Source organism: Paenibacillus lignilyticus (assembly GCF_017942085.1).
In the GTDB taxonomy this organism is placed as follows: Bacteria; Bacillota; Bacilli; order Paenibacillales; family Paenibacillaceae; genus Paenibacillus_Z; species Paenibacillus_Z lignilyticus.
This window is the reverse complement of record NZ_JAGKSP010000005.1, coordinates 363,324-383,535: the sequence shown is the minus strand read 5'-3', so window position 1 is coordinate 383,535 and position 20,212 is coordinate 363,324. Positions and strand designations below refer to the sequence as shown.

Here is a 20,212-nt window from a genome sequence, read left to right as displayed (position 1 = left end):
AGCTCTTGGATCTGCGGGAAGCCTCTCAGCCGGCGGACTCCCTCTCTGGGCACAGAATGACAAGAAAGCATATCCTTGATCATGGTCGTTCAATTAATGTGATTCTAAAGGTACAACAAGTTTAGCTGCAAGTCAACCGGAAAACGCGAATAGGCTAGTACTAGAACGATGATGAAAGCAGGTGGTTCAGCTTGCTCGATCTTGACCCGATCAAACGACATTTTCGCAATTTGGAACGGATGCCTGTTCAGCTTGCAATCGGTGCCTTACAGGTCGAAGTGATCAAAATCAACTACGTCCCTCCCGGACCGGGTTGGCATGTACCCGAACATAAGCATTCCTCCTATGAATTTCACTTCATCACCTCGGGTAAAGGGCTCGTTCGCATGGAGCAGATCCCTTTCCACGTCGAACCTAACCATTTTTACTTGACCGGCCCTGAAATCGTCCATGCTCAGTTCTCCGATCAGCTAGAGCCGATGGCTGAGCTATGTCTGCAGTGCCAATTTACGATTCAGGAGAATGTCGACCGCCATTCCATCGAAGAAGCCAAGCAGCTGCTCGACATATTCAACACGCCTGTTTACTGCAGTCTCCCTGACCTCCGCGGTGCCATTCCACTATTCATGTCATGTGCCGATGAAGCAAACCGTCAACTTGTCGGCTACTATTCGGACATTCAGAGCCGGATTGCCGGCGTCGTTATTTCTACGGCCAGAATGCTTGCCGGTAATGACTTACGGGCTAACTATTCCGTGCCCGTCAAACGGCAAGGCTATGAAGTCATCCTCGAAACGATACTGTTCCTTGAAGATAACTACCAGCACCAGATAACGCTTGAACAAGTCGCCGATCATGTGCATTTCAGCCCGCGGCACCTTGGCCGTATGTTCAAGCTTGTCACCGGTAAAACGATGAATCGTTACCTCACCGAAATCCGTTTAAACCGTGCGATGCATCTGCTGCGACAGTCCGATTACTCCTTGGATCGAATCGCGCAAGAAATTGGATTTGCGAATGGCAGTTATCTGAGTCAACTCTTCCGTCGTGTCTACGGTTATCCCCCAAGCGAACGACGCATGAATGCTAATGCCCACCCCTAACACCGAATATCGTCCCAAAATTATAAGCCCTACATCAATTTCACCTCGAAACTCATCCACTTGTAACAACATCATCGCCTTTTTTACATCACATGCGGCACAATAATCCTCACCCGAATGAGGTCCGGAATGTAAAGGAGGGATCTCAAAATCGACCGCATACAATAAAACTGTAAGCGATTACAACTTTTAAGGAGGTATCGTGATGAAACGAGTATCAAAATGGGTGGCAGCTCTGATGATCGCCGTCCTTGTATTCACTGGTTTTAACTTCATAGGCGTCCGAGAAGCGGCGGCAGCCGGTCCGCAAGGGATCCAATTCGGACGTCCTATCGACGATTCCGGTAACATTCTCATTACGAATCAAGTTGCGCAAGCACTTGCCGACAGTGGAGCGGGATTTGTCCGGCTTAATTTCCGCCTCGGTCCATACACCTCAGATACAGCGGCATTTTACAGCACCTACGATACGATTGTGAACAGACTGCGAAGCAAAGGGCTTCAAGTTATCGGACTGATTTCTAATGAATCCTGGCCCGGTACCCAGTCGGATTGGACGAATAATAATGCCGAGAATACGCCCGGAGGAGATGGCTACAACAACTTTATCGACCAGTTCGGCTACTTAGCCGGACGGATGGCCGGCCATTACGACGGCGTCATCAAGTATTGGGAAATCTGGAATGAACCGAATTGCTGGGGCTCGAATCCGTCACCGGGCGTGTACACCGGCTGCTCCTTCATTTATCCTTCGAATTTCGCGGCAATGCTGGGTCACGTCTACACGCAGATGAAATACTACAACAACTACGATGTCGAAGTCATCAGCGGCGGTATTTTCGGCCATGATATTGCCGGTTACTCCTCTGGCGGCTCGGGTGCCGACTATCTTAGCGATACGTACTATGAAGGCACGACCGTAGGGAGCTGGAATTGGATTCAATCCAATGCCGGATCCTACCCTCTCGATCATATCGGGCAGCATATCTATATCGATCAAGGCGGCAGCGTATCCACGACACAGCTGAACAATTACATCAACTACGTACACAGCGCATACGCAGCTTATGAGGGTTCAGGTACGACTAAGAAAATCTTCATGACTGAGATCGGCTGGACGACAGATGCCGTCAGCGAGGCGGTGCAAGCCTCCAATATTACGGCAGCTTACAACGTCATGAAAGCCTCTCCGTATATCCAAAGCGGCGTATGGTTCTACCTCCAAGATGAGCCGTCGCTCAGCTATGGTATTTTCAAATCCAGCGGACTCGGCTCTTCCGATAAGAAAACAGGCTGGACCAATTTCCGCAATGCTACGGCCTACGAAGGCAAACTGTCCGGTGGAACAACGAATACGAACATCCTCAATTATTTCAACAGCCACGGCGGGATGGCGACAAACGGGTCCCCTTATGACAATGGCGGAAGCGCGTATGTTCACTATTGGGACTATGGTTATGTGCAGGATTATGACGGCGGAAGCATCGGACCGAGCGCCATTATGACATCCGGCAGCGGGACCTTCCAAGTCCGCAACGGCTTCTGGCAAACGTACCTGCAGGGCACAAACCATACCTACCTCCAGTTTCCGACGAGTGATGAATTCGCATATGGGTCAGGCACGAGACAAAATTTCCAAGGCGGATACATGACGTGGGATCCGATGAATGGCATTCAAGTGTTCTAGAGGATAACAAAAAGGAGAGGCCGGCTGCGCCTCTCCTTTTTTTGTGCACCGTTTTTTCAGTTCAACAATTTAGTTTACATAATTATATTTATGTCGCTCAATTGCTCGTGTAATCAAACATTAACGAATAATGCCGTTACATACATAATCAGAATCCCCAGAAACAGACTGCCCAGATTGCTCCAGGACACCACCGCTCTGTCGCTCTTTCCAGCTTCTCTGACAACCATCTTACTAATCACGTAAATCACCTGCAAAATCGCACCTGCGCCAATACCGAAGAACAATGCAGCGAAAGCTTCGTTGAAAATAAAGCCCCCTGTCCACGTTCCGATAATCGCGGGTCCTCCGCCGAGTAACGCCAATCCCACGAATGTTCGCCAAGTCGGGCGATCTTGCAGCAGCGGAGCGGCAATTCCGACGCCTTCCGTGATGTTGTGAAGCGTAAATCCGATGATGAGGAAGGTTCCGAGCGCCGCTTCGCCGGCTGCGAATGCAGCACCGATGGCAAGTCCTTCGCCGAGATTGTGAAGTCCGATACCTCCGGCGATTTTGTATGCGACTTGTTTGCCGCTAACCGCACCTTTTCGCTCGTTGGCTTGATCTATCGCTACGAGGAACAAGAAGCTGAGCAGCGCGCCGAACCAAACGAGACCGTTGCCTTGGAAGATACCGGCTGCTTCTGCTCCTAATTCAAAACCTTCCTCAAACGTATCAATGACAAGGAAAAACAGCAATCCCACCGTGAGAGCCAGTACAGCTTGCATCCCACGCTGCGAGAATCGACGTAAGAAGGGGAACCAGAGCAGTCCTAATCCAACGGGAATGACACCTACATAGAACCCGATCAAGGCAAACTGGGCAATGCGTGTAACATCCGGCACCGGCGTCAACGCGGCTACAGGCACTTCACCTGCGAAAATCAATCCGTTCGTCGTAATGAGCTTGATTTCGTACGGATCTCCCTCAACCCAGCCGTAAGGAATAAAAATTTCGGTTTGTCCGAGTCGTCCAATTGATGCACCGGGATGAAAATCCGCGTTCCAGAATGCATCATTCACAAGCACCTGCGCGATCGTGACTTCCTCCGGCCCGGTGTTCAGGACATGCAATGTAAACCCTTCCTCGGTGAGCACAATCTTCTGAACGTCAAGCGCTTCGATCGGCGCGACAGGGTCATCCTTAATGCCGGTTCCTATAGTCGAAATGAAGTAGATAATCAGAATAAGGAGAATGAGCGGAGCGCCTCCCCATATCCAGAGCAGCTTACTTCTGGGCTTTTGTTTATTGGTATTCGCGACTTTTATCTCCATGTTAACCCCTCCCTCCTATTTGACATCGAAGAATCCCATCCAGCCAAGCTCGGCAAATTCACTTTGATGGGCATGGAACATGTATTGACCGGGTTCCGGGAATACAATCTCCAGAATTCCGCGCTGTCCCTGACACTGCATGATGGTGTCGGTCATGACGGGTCTGGCATCCGGGTCCGCGCCAACCTCGTAGTAGTTAAAGAAGTTCGCATGAAGATGGAAGGAGTTAATGAGATCAAATTCAGTTAAATTGCTTAAGTAAACGCGGACGAGCTCACCGGCTTTCACCGGAATCGGCCAAGCTTGGAATGCGAATGCGTAACCATTAACGGTGTAGATTTCATTCTCTCCGTCTAAGTCCAGATCGAAGCCATTCATCACCATATTAAGTTCACGAGCCTTCTTCCTCGGCACCTTCGGATCCACGATGAAATTCCCGTACAGGCCCTTGTGAATGTGTTTGGATAAAGGCGGAATATGACAATGGTACACATGCATGCCGGCGGGTTTGGCTTCGAATTCATAGATAAATTCCGTTCCTGTCGGAACCGGTTCGATGCCGTCCATTCGGGTTGGATGTACGCCGTGAAAATGAATCGAATGCGGGTGCGAGGAGCCGTTCCAGAACTTCACTCGAACGATATCTCCTTCCGTGCAGCGGATCGTAGGTCCGGGAATGGTCCCGTTATAGGTCCAACCCGGAAACGTGATGCCTTTTGCAATTTCGACGTTCGAATCCGAAGCCACCATGGTGTATTCGCGTACCGTCTTGCCGTCCGCACGGGTACTCACTTTCCCGTAATCGAACTCTGTCAACGATTTGATTGCGGCTTGCAGACCGTAGGTCTGATCTTTGCCCGGATCATATCCATGCGCCATCGTCTGATGTTTATGCTGCTTTAATGCCGAGTGCACCTCATGTTTGGTCATCGCCTTGACCGGCTTTCCCAGTAATGAGCCCGGGCTGAATAAGCCTCCGCTGAAAGCACCTAGGACACCTGCAGCTCCCCATTTCAGCACATCGCGCCTGGAAACAGGACGTTTGAGATTAAATGCCATGATGCCACCTCCTATTTTGCGTAAAGTAAATTAAGTTTTCCGAGTGCAAAAAAATAACCAAAAAAATATTTATGTGGACAAGGGACAAAATGTTTCCCCAGAGCAAAACTCGAATGACTTAAATATATGCTGAACCACTGCGTTTGTAAACCATAAATTTCTTCACTGCAAAATAAAATGAACCCGACGTTGTGACAGATGCACACCGTTCGCGTCCTTTCAATACGAATGCCACATGCCGAAATTCTGCTCTGCCATTTCCTATCACAAGCCATCAACGATCCAAAGAAGCTTCTCGATCCGGATTTCGGGTCGGTCGGGGTAGTATTCTTAATTCTAACGAATCGTAGAGGTCTTATTGGGCAGAATTTCGGCTCTTCGAGCAACTAACGAATCGTAGAGGTCTTATATTGGGATAATCAGCTCCAAAATACGTAAAACACATCAAATAAGGCCGCTACGATTCGTTATAATTTTTTCAGCTCATTTTCATTGCAAATAAGACCTGTACGATTCGTTAGAGATTACAGCCTGATAATACTTCGAACCCACCCCATCCCGCCGCCACATATCGTCTTCAGCCTTCCTAGTTCGAAATGTTGCCCGCTAATATTCAACACCCGGGCTACGCAAACAAAATAAAAAAGCCCGCGATTGAACTGACCCCAAAAAGTTAGACACCATCTAACAATTGGGGTGTGTTCAGATTCGCGGACTTCTCCCTGTCAACCCAAATATTTCATGCCATTAATAATACAATTAACCGCATTAATAATCTAACTATTTCTCATTCAACACTCTCGCCACTGACATATTCCAAGCCGGCCAACCACCACGCTGACGAGCCTCATCGAGCATGCTTTTCTTCACATTCTCAATGGCTTCAGCAAGCGCTGGTTCTTCTTTCTGCAGCTTTATTAGAGTAGGAAAAGCATCCGTCGAGAGCGATCCCAGATACTGCATATCGACCTTTCCTGTATCCTGGTAACGAATCATGTTCTGCTTGGCGATAATCGCATCTACGTTCACATAGTTAATGATGATATAAGCAGTAACGGCAAGTCCTATGTAAGCCTTCGCCAACGAGAAATGCTCAATCCAGATCCGCATGAAGGAAACGATGAGAATGAGACCCAGAAACAGCATAAAGCCTTGAACGAGTATTCTTGTTTGCGTATAACCGTAAGCTGATTCGTAGAGCGACAGCCTGCTATACGCAGATACCAGCATAACGACCGTACAACCGACGAGCATGCTAAGAGAGAGCTTACGTACCCATTCGGCGACTGTCCCCTCTCTGCGAATGAAATGAAGGCCGCTGAGCAGCAAGACGAGGTTAATGAGGGCAACAACGACCAGCTGAGCGAAACCCTGCCTCGCGTACTCGGCATAAGCAACACCATCCGGAAGCAATCCATTCGCAGCCCCGAATAAATACGAGAATTGAATCGCAGCGAATACAATATAAACTATGTTGAAGCTGATGAGCAGCGTTCCGGCTGTAAGCGCATCGAGCGAAAGCGGTGATTGCTGTCTCGCAGCAGCAGATCCTGCGGCTGTAAGAGCGCCGGCGGAGCCTGCGTCACTGCCATCCCTCCACTGGTCGTCGGTTCTGCGGAAGAGCAGCGTCCATAAGTAGCTGAACGTAAAGACTGAAATGAACACGGCCAGCACCGTTCTGGTAAATAAGGTGCGAATCGAGTAATCGCCGAACACCTCTGGTAATCGGTTTAATAAATCCATAAAGATACGATCCGCCGAAGCGAGCAGCAAGATCACGACAATCAGAAGCGGTGACGCGAGAAGGAGACCGAGCAATATCCGGCGAACCTTACCGCTTCCCGGATTTCCCCCGCTATTTTGCTGAGGAGAAACACGATTCGCGAGGAGACCAAATGGAACGGTGAAGTAAGAAAACGGCTTGATAAGACTTAAATAAAGCACGTCTTGATAGAATGCAGTCCGAAACCAAGGCTTCGTACTGCTTCGTGAAAGCAATACCGTTTGGGCCGCGACAAGTGCCGGCAATACAACAATATTGAGCATACGAAACAGCTCATTGTTAAAGAGCATATAGCTGAGCGACAGAAGCGCGACCGGCAAACACAGCAGCCAGCCTGATTTGGATTGTCCGCGCCATTGATCGAATCCGCCGATTCTCCCTTTAATGGCGTAGAAGAACAAGCCATAGAATACACTGGTAAACAGCGCTACTGATATCCCCAAGCTATTTCCAACGAATAAGTATTGACTGAACACCCCAAATGCTAATGAGCAAAGCGCCATCTTCTCATATCTTCTTTGCCATGGTGCTGGATCTCTCAAAGGGCTCACTCCCGACATGTTTAATGCATTAGCAACGATTGTACATTTCTCCTATTTATTGTAGCCTATAAAATAAGAAGAAAAAGTGTAAGATTTGATAAATAAATTTCATATTTTAGGTCGGGAGACGATCTCACGATGAAAATGAGGCAGCATTACATCGCGCTTCGAAGCGCTCTGCCACAGCTGCAGGAGCAAGAACCTTATGAAGTAACGACGCAGGAATTGGCCGCAGCGCTGGATTGTACGCATCGCAATATGGTCCTCCTGCTGCAGCGCATGCAGCGTGAAGGCTGGTTAAGCTGGGAACCGAGACGCGGGCGCGGGAACCGCTCAGTCCTGAAATTTCAGGCGAGGAAAGAAGAAATCGTGCTGCGGGAAGCGCAAGAAATTGCCCAGAAGCAGGACTTGCAGGTGGCAATCTCCTATTTGCAAGCGATGGACAGCGAGGGCTCATGGGGGCTGCGAGCACAGTTTCAAGAGTGGCTCTCGAAACGGTTCGGCTTTCATTCCGAAGTATTGGGTGAGCGTCGCTTGGACATCCTGCGATTTCCGCTTCCGCAATCCATTCATTCCCTGGACCCCGCCTCCATCCATTACTCCGGAGAAGCACATCTGGTCAATCAGCTCTTCGACGGGCTTGTACGCATAAATCCTTCAGGCGAGACCATTCTTCCGCATCTTGCGCATACATGGGATATCGACAAGACGCGCACCTTATGGACCTTTTATCTCCGCAAAGGGGTCCTCTTTCATCACGGACGAGAGATGGTCGCAGCCGATGTCGTATTCACTTTCGAGCGCCTGAAGGCTCTAGCCCCGCGGGGCTTGTATAACTGGGTTTACAGGGGCATCGTTTCCATCGAAATGTTGGATGACCGCACCGTACGATTTGTACTCGAGCAGAGAAATGAAGCTTTTCTCCCCTTCTTGGCTACGAATCGAGCATCCATTGTTCCGGCTCCGGAAGCTTCGTCATCGTCGAAAGCGGTCCATAACGTTTCCGATCGGTTCTCATACACGGAGCTTGGGCTGCAACCGATCGGTACAGGCCCGTTTCGCCTTATAGATCGGGAGCATGGGGTCATGGTGCTGGAGGCCTTCCCTGCTTACTTTCAAGGACGGGGCTTTCTGGACCGCGTTGAGGTATGGACTCAGCCGCTGCAGCAACAGCTGGACGGACAAGCAGAGCAGCCGGCCTTCCAAGTCATGCATAACGTCCGATTATCCGAAACGGCAACGGAGCAATGGCAGCAGGTTCGCCAATCCGGTGCGACTTGCAAGTTTCTGACCGTGAACGAACTGCGTGAAGGCCCTCTTACAGATGCCGTTATGCGCGAAACGTTCGACATGCTGCTTAATCGCGCGGAAATCATAGAACGGCTCTCCGGGGACGTTATCGAGCCTGCCGACAGTTTCTGGCCTCAGCCTTCTACGAGCGGGAGCGGGTATCCATGCGCAGCAACTCCTTCTGACGCTAAGCAACGCCTCGCAGATGCAGGCTACAAGGGAGAACCGATCATTCTTGCGACCATACCGCAATATGAAGCCGATGCGATAATCGTGCAGCAGGTTTGCGAGTTAGCAGGCATTACGCTAGTGATCAAGTTCATTCCCGCTGAACAATTCAAAGGCGAAGAACGTTTGCATGCGGATTTGCTGCTGTTTGCGATCATGCTGGACGAGCATCGCGAGCTGCGTCTCATTGATTTGTTCAAGAGCATGCAGCTGCATATGCGGCCGGAAACGCAAGTGATTCTGGAGCATCTGCTGACCGACTTATTGTCCGAGTCCGATGCAAAGCGCAGAGCAGATCGATTCCGTCAGATCGAGCAGCTGCTGACAGCTGCTCACAGCCTCATGTACCTGTATCGCAAGCATCTCAAAACCGCCTTCCATCCTTCAATCCGCGGAATATCGCTGGAATCGCTCGGATGGGTACATTTTCGCGACCTCTGGTTTACTAATCTGCCGGAATAATATAAAGCCGCTCCAAGCAGCCAATGACTGTTTGGAGCGGCCTTTTACTTGTTTCAGCTCAATTAAAATACCTTCGTCGTCCACGATTCACAGTTCCAAGTATCGGTCACAACATCACGGTAGAAATCAGGTTCATGGGAAATCAGCAGAATGCTGCCTTTATAAGCTTTGAGCGCACGTTTGAGCTCATCCTTCGCGTCTACGTCCAAGTGGTTCGTAGGCTCATCGAGCACGAGCAGGTTCGTCTCGCGGTTGATCAGCTTGCACAGACGAACTTTCGCCTTCTCGCCGCCGCTTAATACCGCGATTTTGCTTTCGATATGTTTCGTAGTCAATCCGCATTTCGCCAGTGCGGCACGCACCTCGAATTGATTCAAGGAAGGGAACTCGTTCCATATTTCATCGATACACGTATTGTAATTCGCGTCTTTCGCTTCTTGCTCGAAGTACCCGATCGACAGGATTTCACCACGTTGCACCGTACCGGAGATTGGCGTGATTTCGCCTAGAATACTCCGCAGCAGCGTAGTCTTACCGATGCCGTTTGCCCCGACCAGCGCAATCTTCTGACCGCGTTCCATAAGCAGATCAAGCGGTCTGGATAACGGCGTGTCGTATCCAATGACGAGATCCTTCGCTTCGAAGATCAGCTTGCTTGAAGCTCTGGCATCCTTGAAGTTAAATTGCGGCTTCGGTTTTTCCTTCGCCAGCTCGATAACATCCATCTTATCCAGCTTCTTCTGTCTGGACATTGCCATATTACGCGTAGCTACACTTGCTTTATTGCGCGCAACGAAATCCTTCAAGTCCGCGATTTCTTGCTGTTGACGTTTGAACGCGGATTCAAGCTGTTGTTTCTTCATCTCATGCACTTGCTGGAAATGCGAGTAGTCGCCGACGTAACGATTCAGCTCTTGATTTTCCATGTGATAGATCAAGTTGATTACGCTGTTCAAGAATGGAATATCATGCGAGATCAGGATGAAGGCATTCTCGTACTCTTGCAGATAACGCTTCAGCCACTCAATGTGCTGTTCGTCAAGATAGTTCGTAGGCTCATCCAGCAGGAGAATATCCGGCTTCTCCAGCAGCAACTTCGCAAGCAGCACTTTCGTACGCTGTCCGCCGCTTAGGTCGTTTACATCTTTGTCCAGACCGATATCCGTCAGACCAAGTCCGCGTGCCGTTTCTTCAATCTTGGCGTCGATCATGTAAAAATCCTGATTGGTGAGCGTATCTTGAATCGTTCCGACATCTTCAAGCATTTGGTCCAGCTCTTCAGGCGTAACATCGCCCATTCTTCCGTACATGTCGTTCATCTCTTGTTCCATGTCGAACAAGTATTGGAAAGCGCCCTTCAGAACGTCACGGATCGTCATGCCTTTGTTCAGTACGGCATGCTGGTCGAGATAGCCAACGCGCATCCGCTTGGACCATTCGACTTTCCCGTCATCGGGCTGCAGTTTGCCGGTAATAATGTTCATGAAAGTGGATTTACCTTCGCCGTTCGCGCCGATAAGTCCGATATGCTCTCCCTTAAGCAAGCGGAAAGATACATCGTTGAAGATCGCACGGTCACCGAAACCATGGCTCAGTCGTTCTACGTTTAATATACTCATGAATGACACCTTTTCTGTTAGACTTTTTTCTCGTTATATTATAGCGTTAGACGCCTCACAACTCAATCATTTCGCTTATGATTCTTTAGCCATTAACCGCCGGATAGCCCAGGAACAAACGCCCAAGCAAGTATTAGCCGCAATTACAGCCTTCCCGCTTGGGCATCTTCACTTCTATTCGATCTCTCCATGATCTTTAATAGTCGTATCAACATGAATGTTGACCTCCGCTTTCGCGAATGCGCCTCCCCAGTCATTCTCAACCTTTTTCCAAGAATTATATTGAAATGCCCGAGCATACAGCCCAAGTCCAATCGGATCCAATTTGTTTTTTTGTATTTTCTTCACCAACTTGTTCATTTCCAGCTCAAGCTGCTTATTAATCATGGCTTCTAGTTCTGGCGAATTCTTCTCCGCACTAAGCCGAAACATCTGTTCTGTCAAATGAATAGGCAGCTTTAATCGGATGTCGAAGCGAAATTGATTGTCGGTGTAAGAAACCTTTACTTTCCGCATTACATTCGTAATATAAAAGCTTATTGCTCTTGTCTCGAAAATCGACTTCTTATGCTTTACATCAGGCAAAATAACGGTCAGCGTTAAATCCGCCAGCTTCTCATGCTGTAAAACTTGCAGCAGTTCGTTCTCCATTAGATCGAGCGAGCCTCGATATATCCCTTTATCGTCAAGCAGGGCTGTTCCGGTTACGACTACCTCTCTTGGCGTTTTGTGCAGTTCCGTGACAAAAGGTGTAACCCCTTTATCAAAGACAAGCCGAATATAATCAAAGAGAGTCGTCAATTCAACGAGATTGCGCATGTGCGCGGTATCGACAAGCTTCGCAATATGGAGAGGGAGCCTGCGTTTGTCCTCTGGCGTAAAAAACATAACCTCTTCCACAGGTCCATCAACTGCGATCAATCTTGCATTGATTCTGGATTTAGAATCACGAAAAAAAACATCAAGCAGATTCATCCATCCTTCGTGCTGTAGCACCTTTTTGCCGATCAGGATATTTTGAAGCTTCCCATTGCTGACGAGCGCAGACACGCGGGCTTCCAGCTCTCCTCTAGCTTGACGGCCAGTGATCGCTTTTACTTTCGTCGTCTCATTCTTCTTCTTCGCTTCCTTGCTGAAGACGGGAGAAGAGGAGAAGATCACCAGGTTGTTATCCTCGTCCAAATCGAAGCCCATCATGAGCACAAGCGTAATGTTCTCAAGATCAACGCGATCTTTGCAGCTCGTTAAGAGGACTGTCAACATAAGGAACAATAATGTGATGCGATAGAAACGGCTCATTTTTGCCACCTTGGAAAGCTTGTCATGACGGATAGAACAGCCCACAAACCTAATGGGAAGAGATAAACCATGATGATCCCGAAATTACTGAAATAATGCATCGCCTTCGTACTGGCATTCCAGCCCGGTTCCCATATGTAGGTAACCACTACCATCCCGGTAAGCAGTATGACAAGATGCTTGCCTATCTTTCCGCTATGAAACAACCGTTTGGAGCAGTACACCGCCATATAAAGCGCTGGTATCCAGGTTTTGGATATCACGAGTAAGTAACAAGTCAACATCACGATATCGAATCGTTCCAGAAAGCGGTATTCGATGACCTTAACAACGGTAAGCATTGAATCGTTAAAGAATTGAATTTCATCTGGGCTGTAAACAACAAAGCATAGGATCGTCACGTACAAATAAACAAATAAGGTTAACGTGTTCGCGATCACGACACCAAGGATGGCTTTCTTCTTATTTTCCAGATGCGGATAGATAAAGAACGTTGCCTCAAATCCCATGAAAGAAATGATCGTCGTATTCACAGTCCGCAGCACCGGTATCCACCCTTCTTTAAGAACAGGAAGCAGGTAAAGCCAATGAGCATCGTTTAACAGACTTAATAAGACAAGTGGCATCCACAAGGAACAAATGACCACAATTTCTGCGTATCTGCCTATTGTACGAATGCCGCCTTTTACGATCATATAGGCAGGGACAACAAAGAGAATCATCAGTACATAATCCTGCGACTGCTGCATGATCCAGCTGCGAATGAGCAGCACCATGCGATCAAGGATAAGGTAAGCAAACAAACACATGTATACGCCAAATATGAGTGTCATTACATATCCGACAAATCTGCCAAAATAGTGCGTGATCAGTTCGATGATCGTCCCATTCGGGTATTTCTTCATAATCTGAACGATCAAGATGCTGGCAATGATCGACGCAGCATACCCGATCAATAGTGCCATCCAGCCATCTGTTCCTCCTGTCAGCGCAAGGTCCCTCGGCATCGATATGACACCTACGCCGAGCTGCATGCTGTGGATAATCAGAATAAACTGCAGCAGCGTTATGGAGTTTGCTTCGTTAGGTTTCAAGCTCAATCCCGTCATTCCTCATCACCTTCAAGGCGGTTTATCCCCATTCTGTTCTTCTGCAGTGATCGCACGCTCCTCGGACGCTTCAGCATATTCCATAAGGGAAGCCGAATAAACATATCCTTCCAATCCCCGAGACGCATAGGCGCAATAGGCGCAGTGTACGGTTCGCCAAGTGATTTTAAGGTGATCAAATGTGCGACGAGCACCATAAATGCTGCGATGATGCCGATCATCCCGAACATCGATGCAATGAGCATTACGGGAAATCGGATGAGCCTGATCGATGCTGCCATATCGTAATTGGGTAATATAAACGAAGCAACAGCGGTCGACGAAACGACGACTACCATCAGATTACTTACGATCCCAGCTTGTACGGCTGCTTGTCCGATAACGATACCGCCTACAATGCCTACCGTTTGGCCAACCGGTGCGGGCAGACGAACACCGGCTTCCCGAAGCATCTCAAGCATAATTTCCATCATAAACGCCTCGATAACAGGTGGAAACGGTACTGCTGCTCTAAATTGACCGATGGATAGAATCAAGTCAAGCGGTATCACTTCATGATTAAACGAAATGCAGGCAATATAAATACCCGGCAGGAAGGCTGCAATGATACAAGCAAAGAATCGCAATAGACGCAGAAACGTGGCAATCGGCCAGCGTATACTGTAATCATCAATGCCTTGAAAGAATGCAGCGATGCTCGCGGGAGCAATTAATACACTTGATGAGCGATCGACGACAACACAGATGCGCCCCTGGAGAATTTGCGAAGCAGCGGTATCCGGCCGCTCAGTCGTAATAAACTGCGGTAGCAGCGAGAATGGATTATCTTCGATATACTCCGCCAATTCTCCAGTGTTCAGAATGCAATCCACATCTAATGATGTTAATCTTCGCTCCATCTCCTGAATCAAATCCGGATGGGTAACATCCTCCAGATAGAGTATCGACACCGTGCAGGGGACTCTGGAGCCGATGTTCAGTTCTTTTATCTTTAGTTCTCTGCTGCTGATATACCGGCGGATCAGCGCAATGTTTAATCCCGCAGTCTCAATGAACCCTTGGTGAGCCCCTTTAAGGGAAGCTTCAATTTGGGAATCGGTAATAGCGCGTTGTGGCCATCCCTGCGTATCAAAGGCGTATGCTTGCAGCTGGCCATCCATGATAAAGACGCTTTGACCTTGCAGAACCGCATCCTCAACATGCTGTAGGGTGGTTAGCGTGCGAATATCGCCAAGCGTAACGGGTAGTACGCCTTTGCCTTCAATGCCTCTGCTAATATCAACGGACTCGAACATCAGCTGGTTCAGCACATTATTGTTGATGGAATTCTTGTCTGCCAAACCTGACAAATAAACAAGAACGGCCTGACTTTCCGTCTGCTTATAATAAAATGACCGAATGACAAGATCCGGTGCTTTGCTGAAAATCGCGGTGATCGAATCGACATTTCCCTTTAAGCTTCTTTGCAATTGACCGCGTGCAGGGGTGTGATCCTCTTTCATCGACTTTAAGGACTGAATTTGGCGGCGATTTAGAAATTTAAATAATCGAAGGAAGAATTCCATGGCTCACCTCAGCATTCGCTTCTGACTTGATCGTATTTCATATTTTGCCATTAGCTGTTAGCAAATATTCCGCAGGATGAACGCAGAAGAAGACAGGCCATCCATTAGGACAGCCTGTCTTCTTCTTTATTATGTTGATGTCTATTCGGCGACGATAGCTTGCAATTTTTGCTTCAGCAAATCAAACGCTTCTTTGAGTTGTGCCTTGGGAATCTTGTCAAAACGGTCGCCAAGACTAACCTCGTATGCGCTTAATGAATCATTAACGACATTAATATATCGGGTGAGACCAATTCCGGTTTCCTTGTAGAGCGCCAAGAAAATCGGTTCTAATTTGTCTTTCGGGATCGCTGCGTGAACGTGGAACATATTCGACACCGGGAATTCCGGGTTCGTCTTCAGCCCTGCGCATTCGTTATAGAGCTTTGCCAGCTCAACCGCGGACTCATGATAATGCCCCATCTTCCCTACTCGCTGCTCGAAATAATAATCGCTGCTAACGATATACGGATACAGGCTGATCAGATCGCCGCCATGGCGTCTCTTCCAAATCTTGGATTGCTCGGTAAAAGCCTCTCCGCCGGCTAAGATCGCCCCTGCTATACCGCCGATTCCTTTGTAGAACGATACGTACACGCTATCGAACAAAGCGCATACTTCCGCGGCCGACTTCCCGTAATACGGCAAGATTTCAAACAGTCTGGCCCCGTCCAAATGCAGCTTGATCCCTCGTTCGCGACAATGAGACGCAATGGCTTCCAACTCTGCAAAGGAAGGCAGCTGACCGCCGATCTCGCGCTGCGGCAGCTCCAGAAGCAAACAAAAGATGTTCTCTTTCATGTTCACCACATCGTCCAGTGTAATCAGTCGTTCTTTGTCCGCAAGCAGAATCGGCTCCAGATGGTGCAGCTCTTTCAGCCCATCCTTCTCGTGAATTTCCAGATGGCAAAGCGGGTGATAGGCGACCTTCTTATTTCCTAGCTCATCGCTCCAAATGCGCAGCGCAATTTGCTGAGCCATCGTTCCGCTCGGGAAGAATACGGCGGATTCTTTGCCCAGAAAGTCGGCCATCTTCCGTTGAAAGTCCTCGATCAGCTTCCCATTGCCGTATACGTCGCTTTCCACGCTGCCGTCCATATCGCGAAATGCTTCGAGTAAAATCTGCACCGTATACTTGCTGTGTCCGGTGACCGGGTAGGTAGTTTGGTTAAAAGCCTCTAATAATGCCGTCATGCGGTTTTATCCATCTCCTTCAATTGCTGTCGTCATATTGTACTCGTTTGGGCGGTAACACTTCAAGCTTTCCGAACATTGCTCGCCCCAAAAATGAGCGTTGCCCCAGTACGCATATCGTCCATGCCTCATATGATAACGTATGCAAGAACTCTTCTTTCTTTAGGGGAGGTGATTCTAATGACATTTGCACTCACAGACTGGATGCTCTACTCGATGTGGGCAGTACTTGGATTCATGGGCCTGAACTTCTTAATGGATATGTTCAAAATGATGAAGTCAGGCACATTTTCCACTGATTTTGTACTCGGGTATCTCAAAGACATGGTTTACTATGTATTACCGTTATTCATGTTTGCGAACATGCAGTCTCTCGATCACTGGGGCTGGATGATGTTGACCGCTTACTACGTCGGTGCATTCGGAGTTGTATTCAAGTATCTCATGGACCTAAAAGGAAAAATGTAATTGCTACAGCAGTAGCTCCATTGCCCGCATTTCTTGCAGGCTGCCGGCACCGCCCGGCAGCCTGTTTCGTTTGTAAAACAGGCTTGTCACTTTCAATTAAATATGTTAAATAAGTAAAGGAAGATATTGCTTAGGAGAGATTCAGATGGCACAGCTCTATTACAAATACGGCACGATGAATAGTGGGAAATCATTTGAAATTATTAAAGTAGCCCACAATTACGAGGAACAAGGCAAACAGGTCCTCATCTATTCCCCTTCTTTCAGTGCGAGAGACGGTGCAGAGCTGGTCGGCTCGCGAGTCGGCTTCGAGCGGGCTGCCATTCCGGTCGACGAACATACGAACCTGTATGAAAGCGTCAAATCGCATTTATCTACTTCAACCGGTCCTAACAAAATCTACTGTGTACTCATCGATGAAGCTCAATTTCTGAAGAAACATCATATCCTAGAGCTCACGCAAGTCGTCGATGAACTGAACATCCCGGTTATGGCGTTCGGACTGAAGAACGACTTCCAGAATCAGTTGTTTGAAGGCAGTTATAACCTGCTGGTGCAAGCCGATAAGATCGAAGAGATCAAGACGATCTGCTGGTTCTGCGATCGCAAAGCTACGATGGTTATCCGCTTCCGAGATGGACAGCCGGTTAACGCGGGTGAACAAATCCAAATCGGCGGCAATGAAGATTATAAACCGGTTTGCAGGCGCTGCTACAATCAAGCTTTCCGCGAGGTTGAGCCGGAGCCCGAAACCGAATAAGAAGACGCGGAGAGGCGATTTTAGCCTCTCTTTTGTTATTTTCAGCCCCTTTTTGACAACCCAATAAGAGGAAAGTAAAGTGGTAAAGTAGGTTAGAAAAGTATTCAAGGAGGCTGCCATGAGCGCTGCACGTAAAGAATCACCTGTTATCCCGTTTACCTCCATGCGACAACTGGTTGGCCCTTTGCTCGCCATTATTGTCGGCATCTTCATGGTTATCCTTGACAGTACCGCTGTCAATGTAGCCATCCCTGTTCTTGTGAAAGATTTCGACAGCACGCTGAGCACCGTGCAGTGGACCGTTACCGGTTATGCGCTGGCTCAAGCAGCCGTCATTCCGCTCGCCGGCTGGATGACAGATCGGTTCGGCTCGAAACAAATCTTCATCATTTCCCTCATTCTGTTTACAGTCGGTTCGGTGTTGTGCGCACTGGCCACGACGGCAGAGCAGCTGATTATGTTCCGCGTTCTGCAAGGACTCGGCGGCGGTATGGTGCTTCCGATCGCATTCGCGATGACGTACCAGCTCAGTCCTCCTGAGAAAGCCGGCTCCATCATGGGACTTATGGGAATGCCGATTCTGCTGGCACCTGCACTCGGCCCTATCGTGTCAGGCTATTTAGTCGATTATGTCGCTTGGGAATGGATTTTCTTCATCAACGTTCCGATCGGCATACTGGGCGTCATCCTATGTGTAACCTTGCTGCCGAAGCTGCCGAAAAAAGCGTTCACCTCCCTTGATATGTTGGGCATTCTGCTCGGACCGCTTGCTTTTGCCGGCTTGTCTTATGGACTTAGCGAAGGTTCAACAAGCTGGACGTCCGACAAGACAATCATCGGTCTCGTCGTTGGTTCGGTATCGCTCATTCTCTTTATCATCGTTGAATTGAAACGTAAGAAAGAACCGCTCCTGGAGCTTCGTGTATTCCGCTCCCCGTTGTTCACACGAGGCATTATCGTCCAGTGGGTCCTGCAATTTGTAATGTTCGGGATTATCTTCACCGTACCATACTTCATGCAAGAGCTTATGGGCATGAGCGCGTTCCATGCCGGCATGTGGACACTGCCGCAAGCGATTGCCGCAGGTCTGTTTATGCCTATCGGAGGCCGCTTATATGACAAAATCGGCGCACGTCCGCTGGTTGTCACCGGCTTGTCGATTGTTGCGGTTGGCGCATTCCTCATCTCGCGCATCGATCCGTCCGACAGTGCGGTCATGTTCCTTCTTCCCCGCGCCATGCTCGGAATGGGAATGGGCTTGTCCTTCCTGGCTCTGAATACGCATCTCATTCAATCTGCGCCAAGTCATTTGGTCAGCAGGGTTACGTCGCTTACGAGCGCCGCACAGCAAGTCGTTACATCGTTTGCGGTCGCAGGATTAACGACATTAATCGTCAGCCGGACAACGCATCATGTTGCTGAAGGGGAGAAACCGATGCCCGATGCGATGGCACACGGCTTCCACGATACGTACTTGGCGCTTGCCGGGCTGGCTATCTTCGGTCTGCTGCTCGCCGTCACCTTGAAACGGCCTCAAGCAAACGGGGTTCAAGCTCCGGCGCATGCGGTAGATATGGGCTAATCATCGCCGTCCAACCGTAAATTGCCCCTAGATGAATGATTTCAGCACTCTCCGCTCATCTTATGGATGACGGAGGTGAGCATTACCATGACAGGTCGAAACAGCAAACCGAAGAAAAAAGGTCCGGCCTCCCATCCGGGACGTCTGGATCAATACGGAGAGAAGCTCTCGGAAGAGAGCGACAACAAGTCTCAAGGTAACAGCTGCTGAGTCATTGAATAAGAGAAGGCTGTCTCGATCGTGCGATTTCGCACTTCTGAGACAGCCTTTTATTGTGACCGGGTTAGCGCCTCATCTGGATTAAGCGAAGGTCATGACGGATTCGCCATTAATGACTGTACCGATCGATTCACCATCGCATATCGCTGCCATGGAGCCCGGCTCATCGAAATTGAATACATGAATCGGGAGCTTGTAGTCGCGCGCGAGCAGAAACGCGGACTGATCCATTACCCGCAAGTCATTCTTGACCACATCGTTATAGTGAAGCGATTGGAATTTCCTTGCCTCCCTATGCTTCTTCGGATCTGCTTCATATACACCGTCCACCCCTTGCTTCGCTACAAATAAAGCATCGCAATTCACCTCAATAGCGCGTTGCACGGAGGGATAGTCTGTTGTCACATAGGGCTGGCCATTGCCGCCGGCGAAGATGACGATATACCCTTTCTCCAAATGATGAATCGCTCGCAGCCGAATATAAGGCTCTGCGACGGAGGTGAGCGGAATGGCCGTCATCACGCGCACTTCGTTGCTGCATTTTGCCTTCAACACGCCTCTTAGCATTAAGCTGTTCACTACCGTTGCAAGCGTGCCGATGTTATCGGCTTCCGCGCGCTCAATGCCCCAGCTCTCCGCCATATTGCCTCTGAAGATGTTGCCTCCGCCAATAACCAAGGATACCTCTACGCCTTTGCTCACCACCGACAATATCTCACCCGCGATATGCTCCAGCCTGCCCGGATCAAACCCAAACTCGCTGCTTCCCGCAACGGCTCCGCCGCTTAACTTGATCAGTACCCTCTTGTATGTGCTCATTTCAATCCTCCTTGGACAAAAATAAAACACTAAAGCAAATGCCTTAGTGTTTGCGGATCACATATGAAATTG

Annotated in this window: 16 protein-coding genes; 7 read left to right on the top strand and 9 right to left on the bottom strand. The window is 48.9% G+C overall.

The genetic code is table 11. From position 1 onward, the window contains the following. The first annotated feature begins 191 nt into the window (after positions 1–191). Positions 192–1,103, top strand: coding sequence for an AraC family transcriptional regulator (locus tag I8J30_RS15690; RefSeq protein ID WP_210659200.1), 912 nt, complete (start codon positions 192–194; stop codon positions 1,101–1,103). A gap of 205 nt (positions 1,104–1,308) precedes the next feature. After that, on the top strand, positions 1,309–2,790 hold the full coding sequence (locus I8J30_RS15685) for a glycoside hydrolase family protein (protein WP_210659198.1): 1,482 nt from the start codon (positions 1,309–1,311) through the stop codon (positions 2,788–2,790). 113 nt (positions 2,791–2,903) lie between these two features. Here the strand turns inward: I8J30_RS15685 and I8J30_RS15680 are convergent, their stop codons facing one another. The 3 genes from I8J30_RS15680 to I8J30_RS15670 all read right to left on the bottom strand — a co-directional run bounded on the left by I8J30_RS15680 (position 2,904) and on the right by I8J30_RS15670 (position 7,487). Continuing rightward, positions 2,904–4,103, bottom strand: a complete 1,200-nt coding sequence (locus I8J30_RS15680; RefSeq protein ID WP_210659196.1) for a ZIP family metal transporter — start codon at positions 4,101–4,103, stop codon at positions 2,904–2,906. Between the two features lie 15 nt (positions 4,104–4,118). Next, positions 4,119–5,162: a multicopper oxidase domain-containing protein gene (locus I8J30_RS15675; RefSeq protein WP_210659194.1), complete on the bottom strand. Its 1,044-nt coding sequence runs from the start codon at positions 5,160–5,162 to the stop codon at positions 4,119–4,121. Between the two features lie 780 nt (positions 5,163–5,942). Next, complete coding sequence (locus I8J30_RS15670; RefSeq protein ID WP_210659193.1) at positions 5,943–7,487, bottom strand: DUF4153 domain-containing protein; 1,545 nt, start codon at positions 7,485–7,487, stop codon at positions 5,943–5,945. A gap of 138 nt (positions 7,488–7,625) precedes the next feature. Here I8J30_RS15670 and I8J30_RS15665 point away from each other — a divergent pair, with 138 nt between their 5' ends. Further along, the gene (locus I8J30_RS15665) at positions 7,626–9,467 is read left to right on the top strand and encodes an ABC transporter substrate-binding protein (RefSeq protein ID WP_210659191.1); all 1,842 of its coding nucleotides are present in this window, start codon (positions 7,626–7,628) and stop codon (positions 9,465–9,467) included. Between the two features lie 62 nt (positions 9,468–9,529). On the opposite strand, the gene I8J30_RS15660 is transcribed toward I8J30_RS15665, so the two are convergent. The 5 genes from I8J30_RS15660 to I8J30_RS15640 all read right to left on the bottom strand — a co-directional run bounded on the left by I8J30_RS15660 (position 9,530) and on the right by I8J30_RS15640 (position 16,292). Then, entirely contained in the window at positions 9,530–11,086 is a 1,557-nt protein-coding gene (locus I8J30_RS15660) for an ABC-F family ATP-binding cassette domain-containing protein (RefSeq protein ID WP_091216964.1), read from the bottom strand. Between the two features lie 174 nt (positions 11,087–11,260). Continuing rightward, on the bottom strand, positions 11,261–12,385 hold the full coding sequence (locus I8J30_RS15655) for a Ger(x)C family spore germination protein (RefSeq protein ID WP_210659189.1): 1,125 nt from the start codon (positions 12,383–12,385) through the stop codon (positions 11,261–11,263). Continuing rightward, a complete protein-coding gene (locus I8J30_RS15650; RefSeq protein WP_210659187.1) occupies positions 12,382–13,494 on the bottom strand; it encodes a GerAB/ArcD/ProY family transporter in 1,113 nt (370 codons plus the stop codon). Before I8J30_RS15650 ends, I8J30_RS15655 begins: the two co-directional genes overlap by 4 nt. Then, positions 13,491–15,059, bottom strand: a complete 1,569-nt coding sequence (locus I8J30_RS15645) for a spore germination protein (protein ID WP_210659185.1) — start codon at positions 15,057–15,059, stop codon at positions 13,491–13,493. Before I8J30_RS15645 ends, I8J30_RS15650 begins: the two co-directional genes overlap by 4 nt. 141 nt (positions 15,060–15,200) lie before the next feature. Continuing rightward, positions 15,201–16,292, bottom strand: coding sequence for a threonine aldolase family protein (locus tag I8J30_RS15640; protein WP_210659183.1), 1,092 nt, complete (start codon positions 16,290–16,292; stop codon positions 15,201–15,203). Positions 16,293–16,472: 180 nt separating this feature from the next. Here I8J30_RS15640 and I8J30_RS15635 point away from each other — a divergent pair, with 180 nt between their 5' ends. From I8J30_RS15635 to I8J30_RS33720, 4 genes are all read left to right on the top strand, one after another. Beyond that, positions 16,473–16,760 carry a hypothetical protein gene (locus I8J30_RS15635; RefSeq protein ID WP_210659181.1) on the top strand — a complete coding sequence of 96 codons (288 nt, stop codon included), beginning with the start codon at positions 16,473–16,475 and terminating at the stop codon, positions 16,758–16,760. Positions 16,761–16,905: 145 nt separating this feature from the next. Next, positions 16,906–17,520 (top strand): thymidine kinase, encoded by a 615-nt coding sequence (locus tag I8J30_RS15630; protein WP_210659179.1) that lies wholly within the window; start codon positions 16,906–16,908, stop codon positions 17,518–17,520. A gap of 118 nt (positions 17,521–17,638) precedes the next feature. Continuing rightward, on the top strand, positions 17,639–19,102 hold the full coding sequence (locus tag I8J30_RS15625; protein ID WP_210659177.1) for a DHA2 family efflux MFS transporter permease subunit: 1,464 nt from the start codon (positions 17,639–17,641) through the stop codon (positions 19,100–19,102). A gap of 87 nt (positions 19,103–19,189) precedes the next feature. Further along, entirely contained in the window at positions 19,190–19,312 is a 123-nt protein-coding gene (locus tag I8J30_RS33720; RefSeq protein ID WP_256208255.1) for a hypothetical protein, read from the top strand. Positions 19,313–19,402: 90 nt separating this feature from the next. On the opposite strand, the gene pyrH is transcribed toward I8J30_RS33720, so the two are convergent. Next, positions 19,403–20,140, bottom strand: coding sequence for a UMP kinase (gene pyrH / locus I8J30_RS15620; protein ID WP_210659175.1), 738 nt, complete (start codon positions 20,138–20,140; stop codon positions 19,403–19,405). Positions 20,141–20,212: the final 72 nt, after the last annotated feature.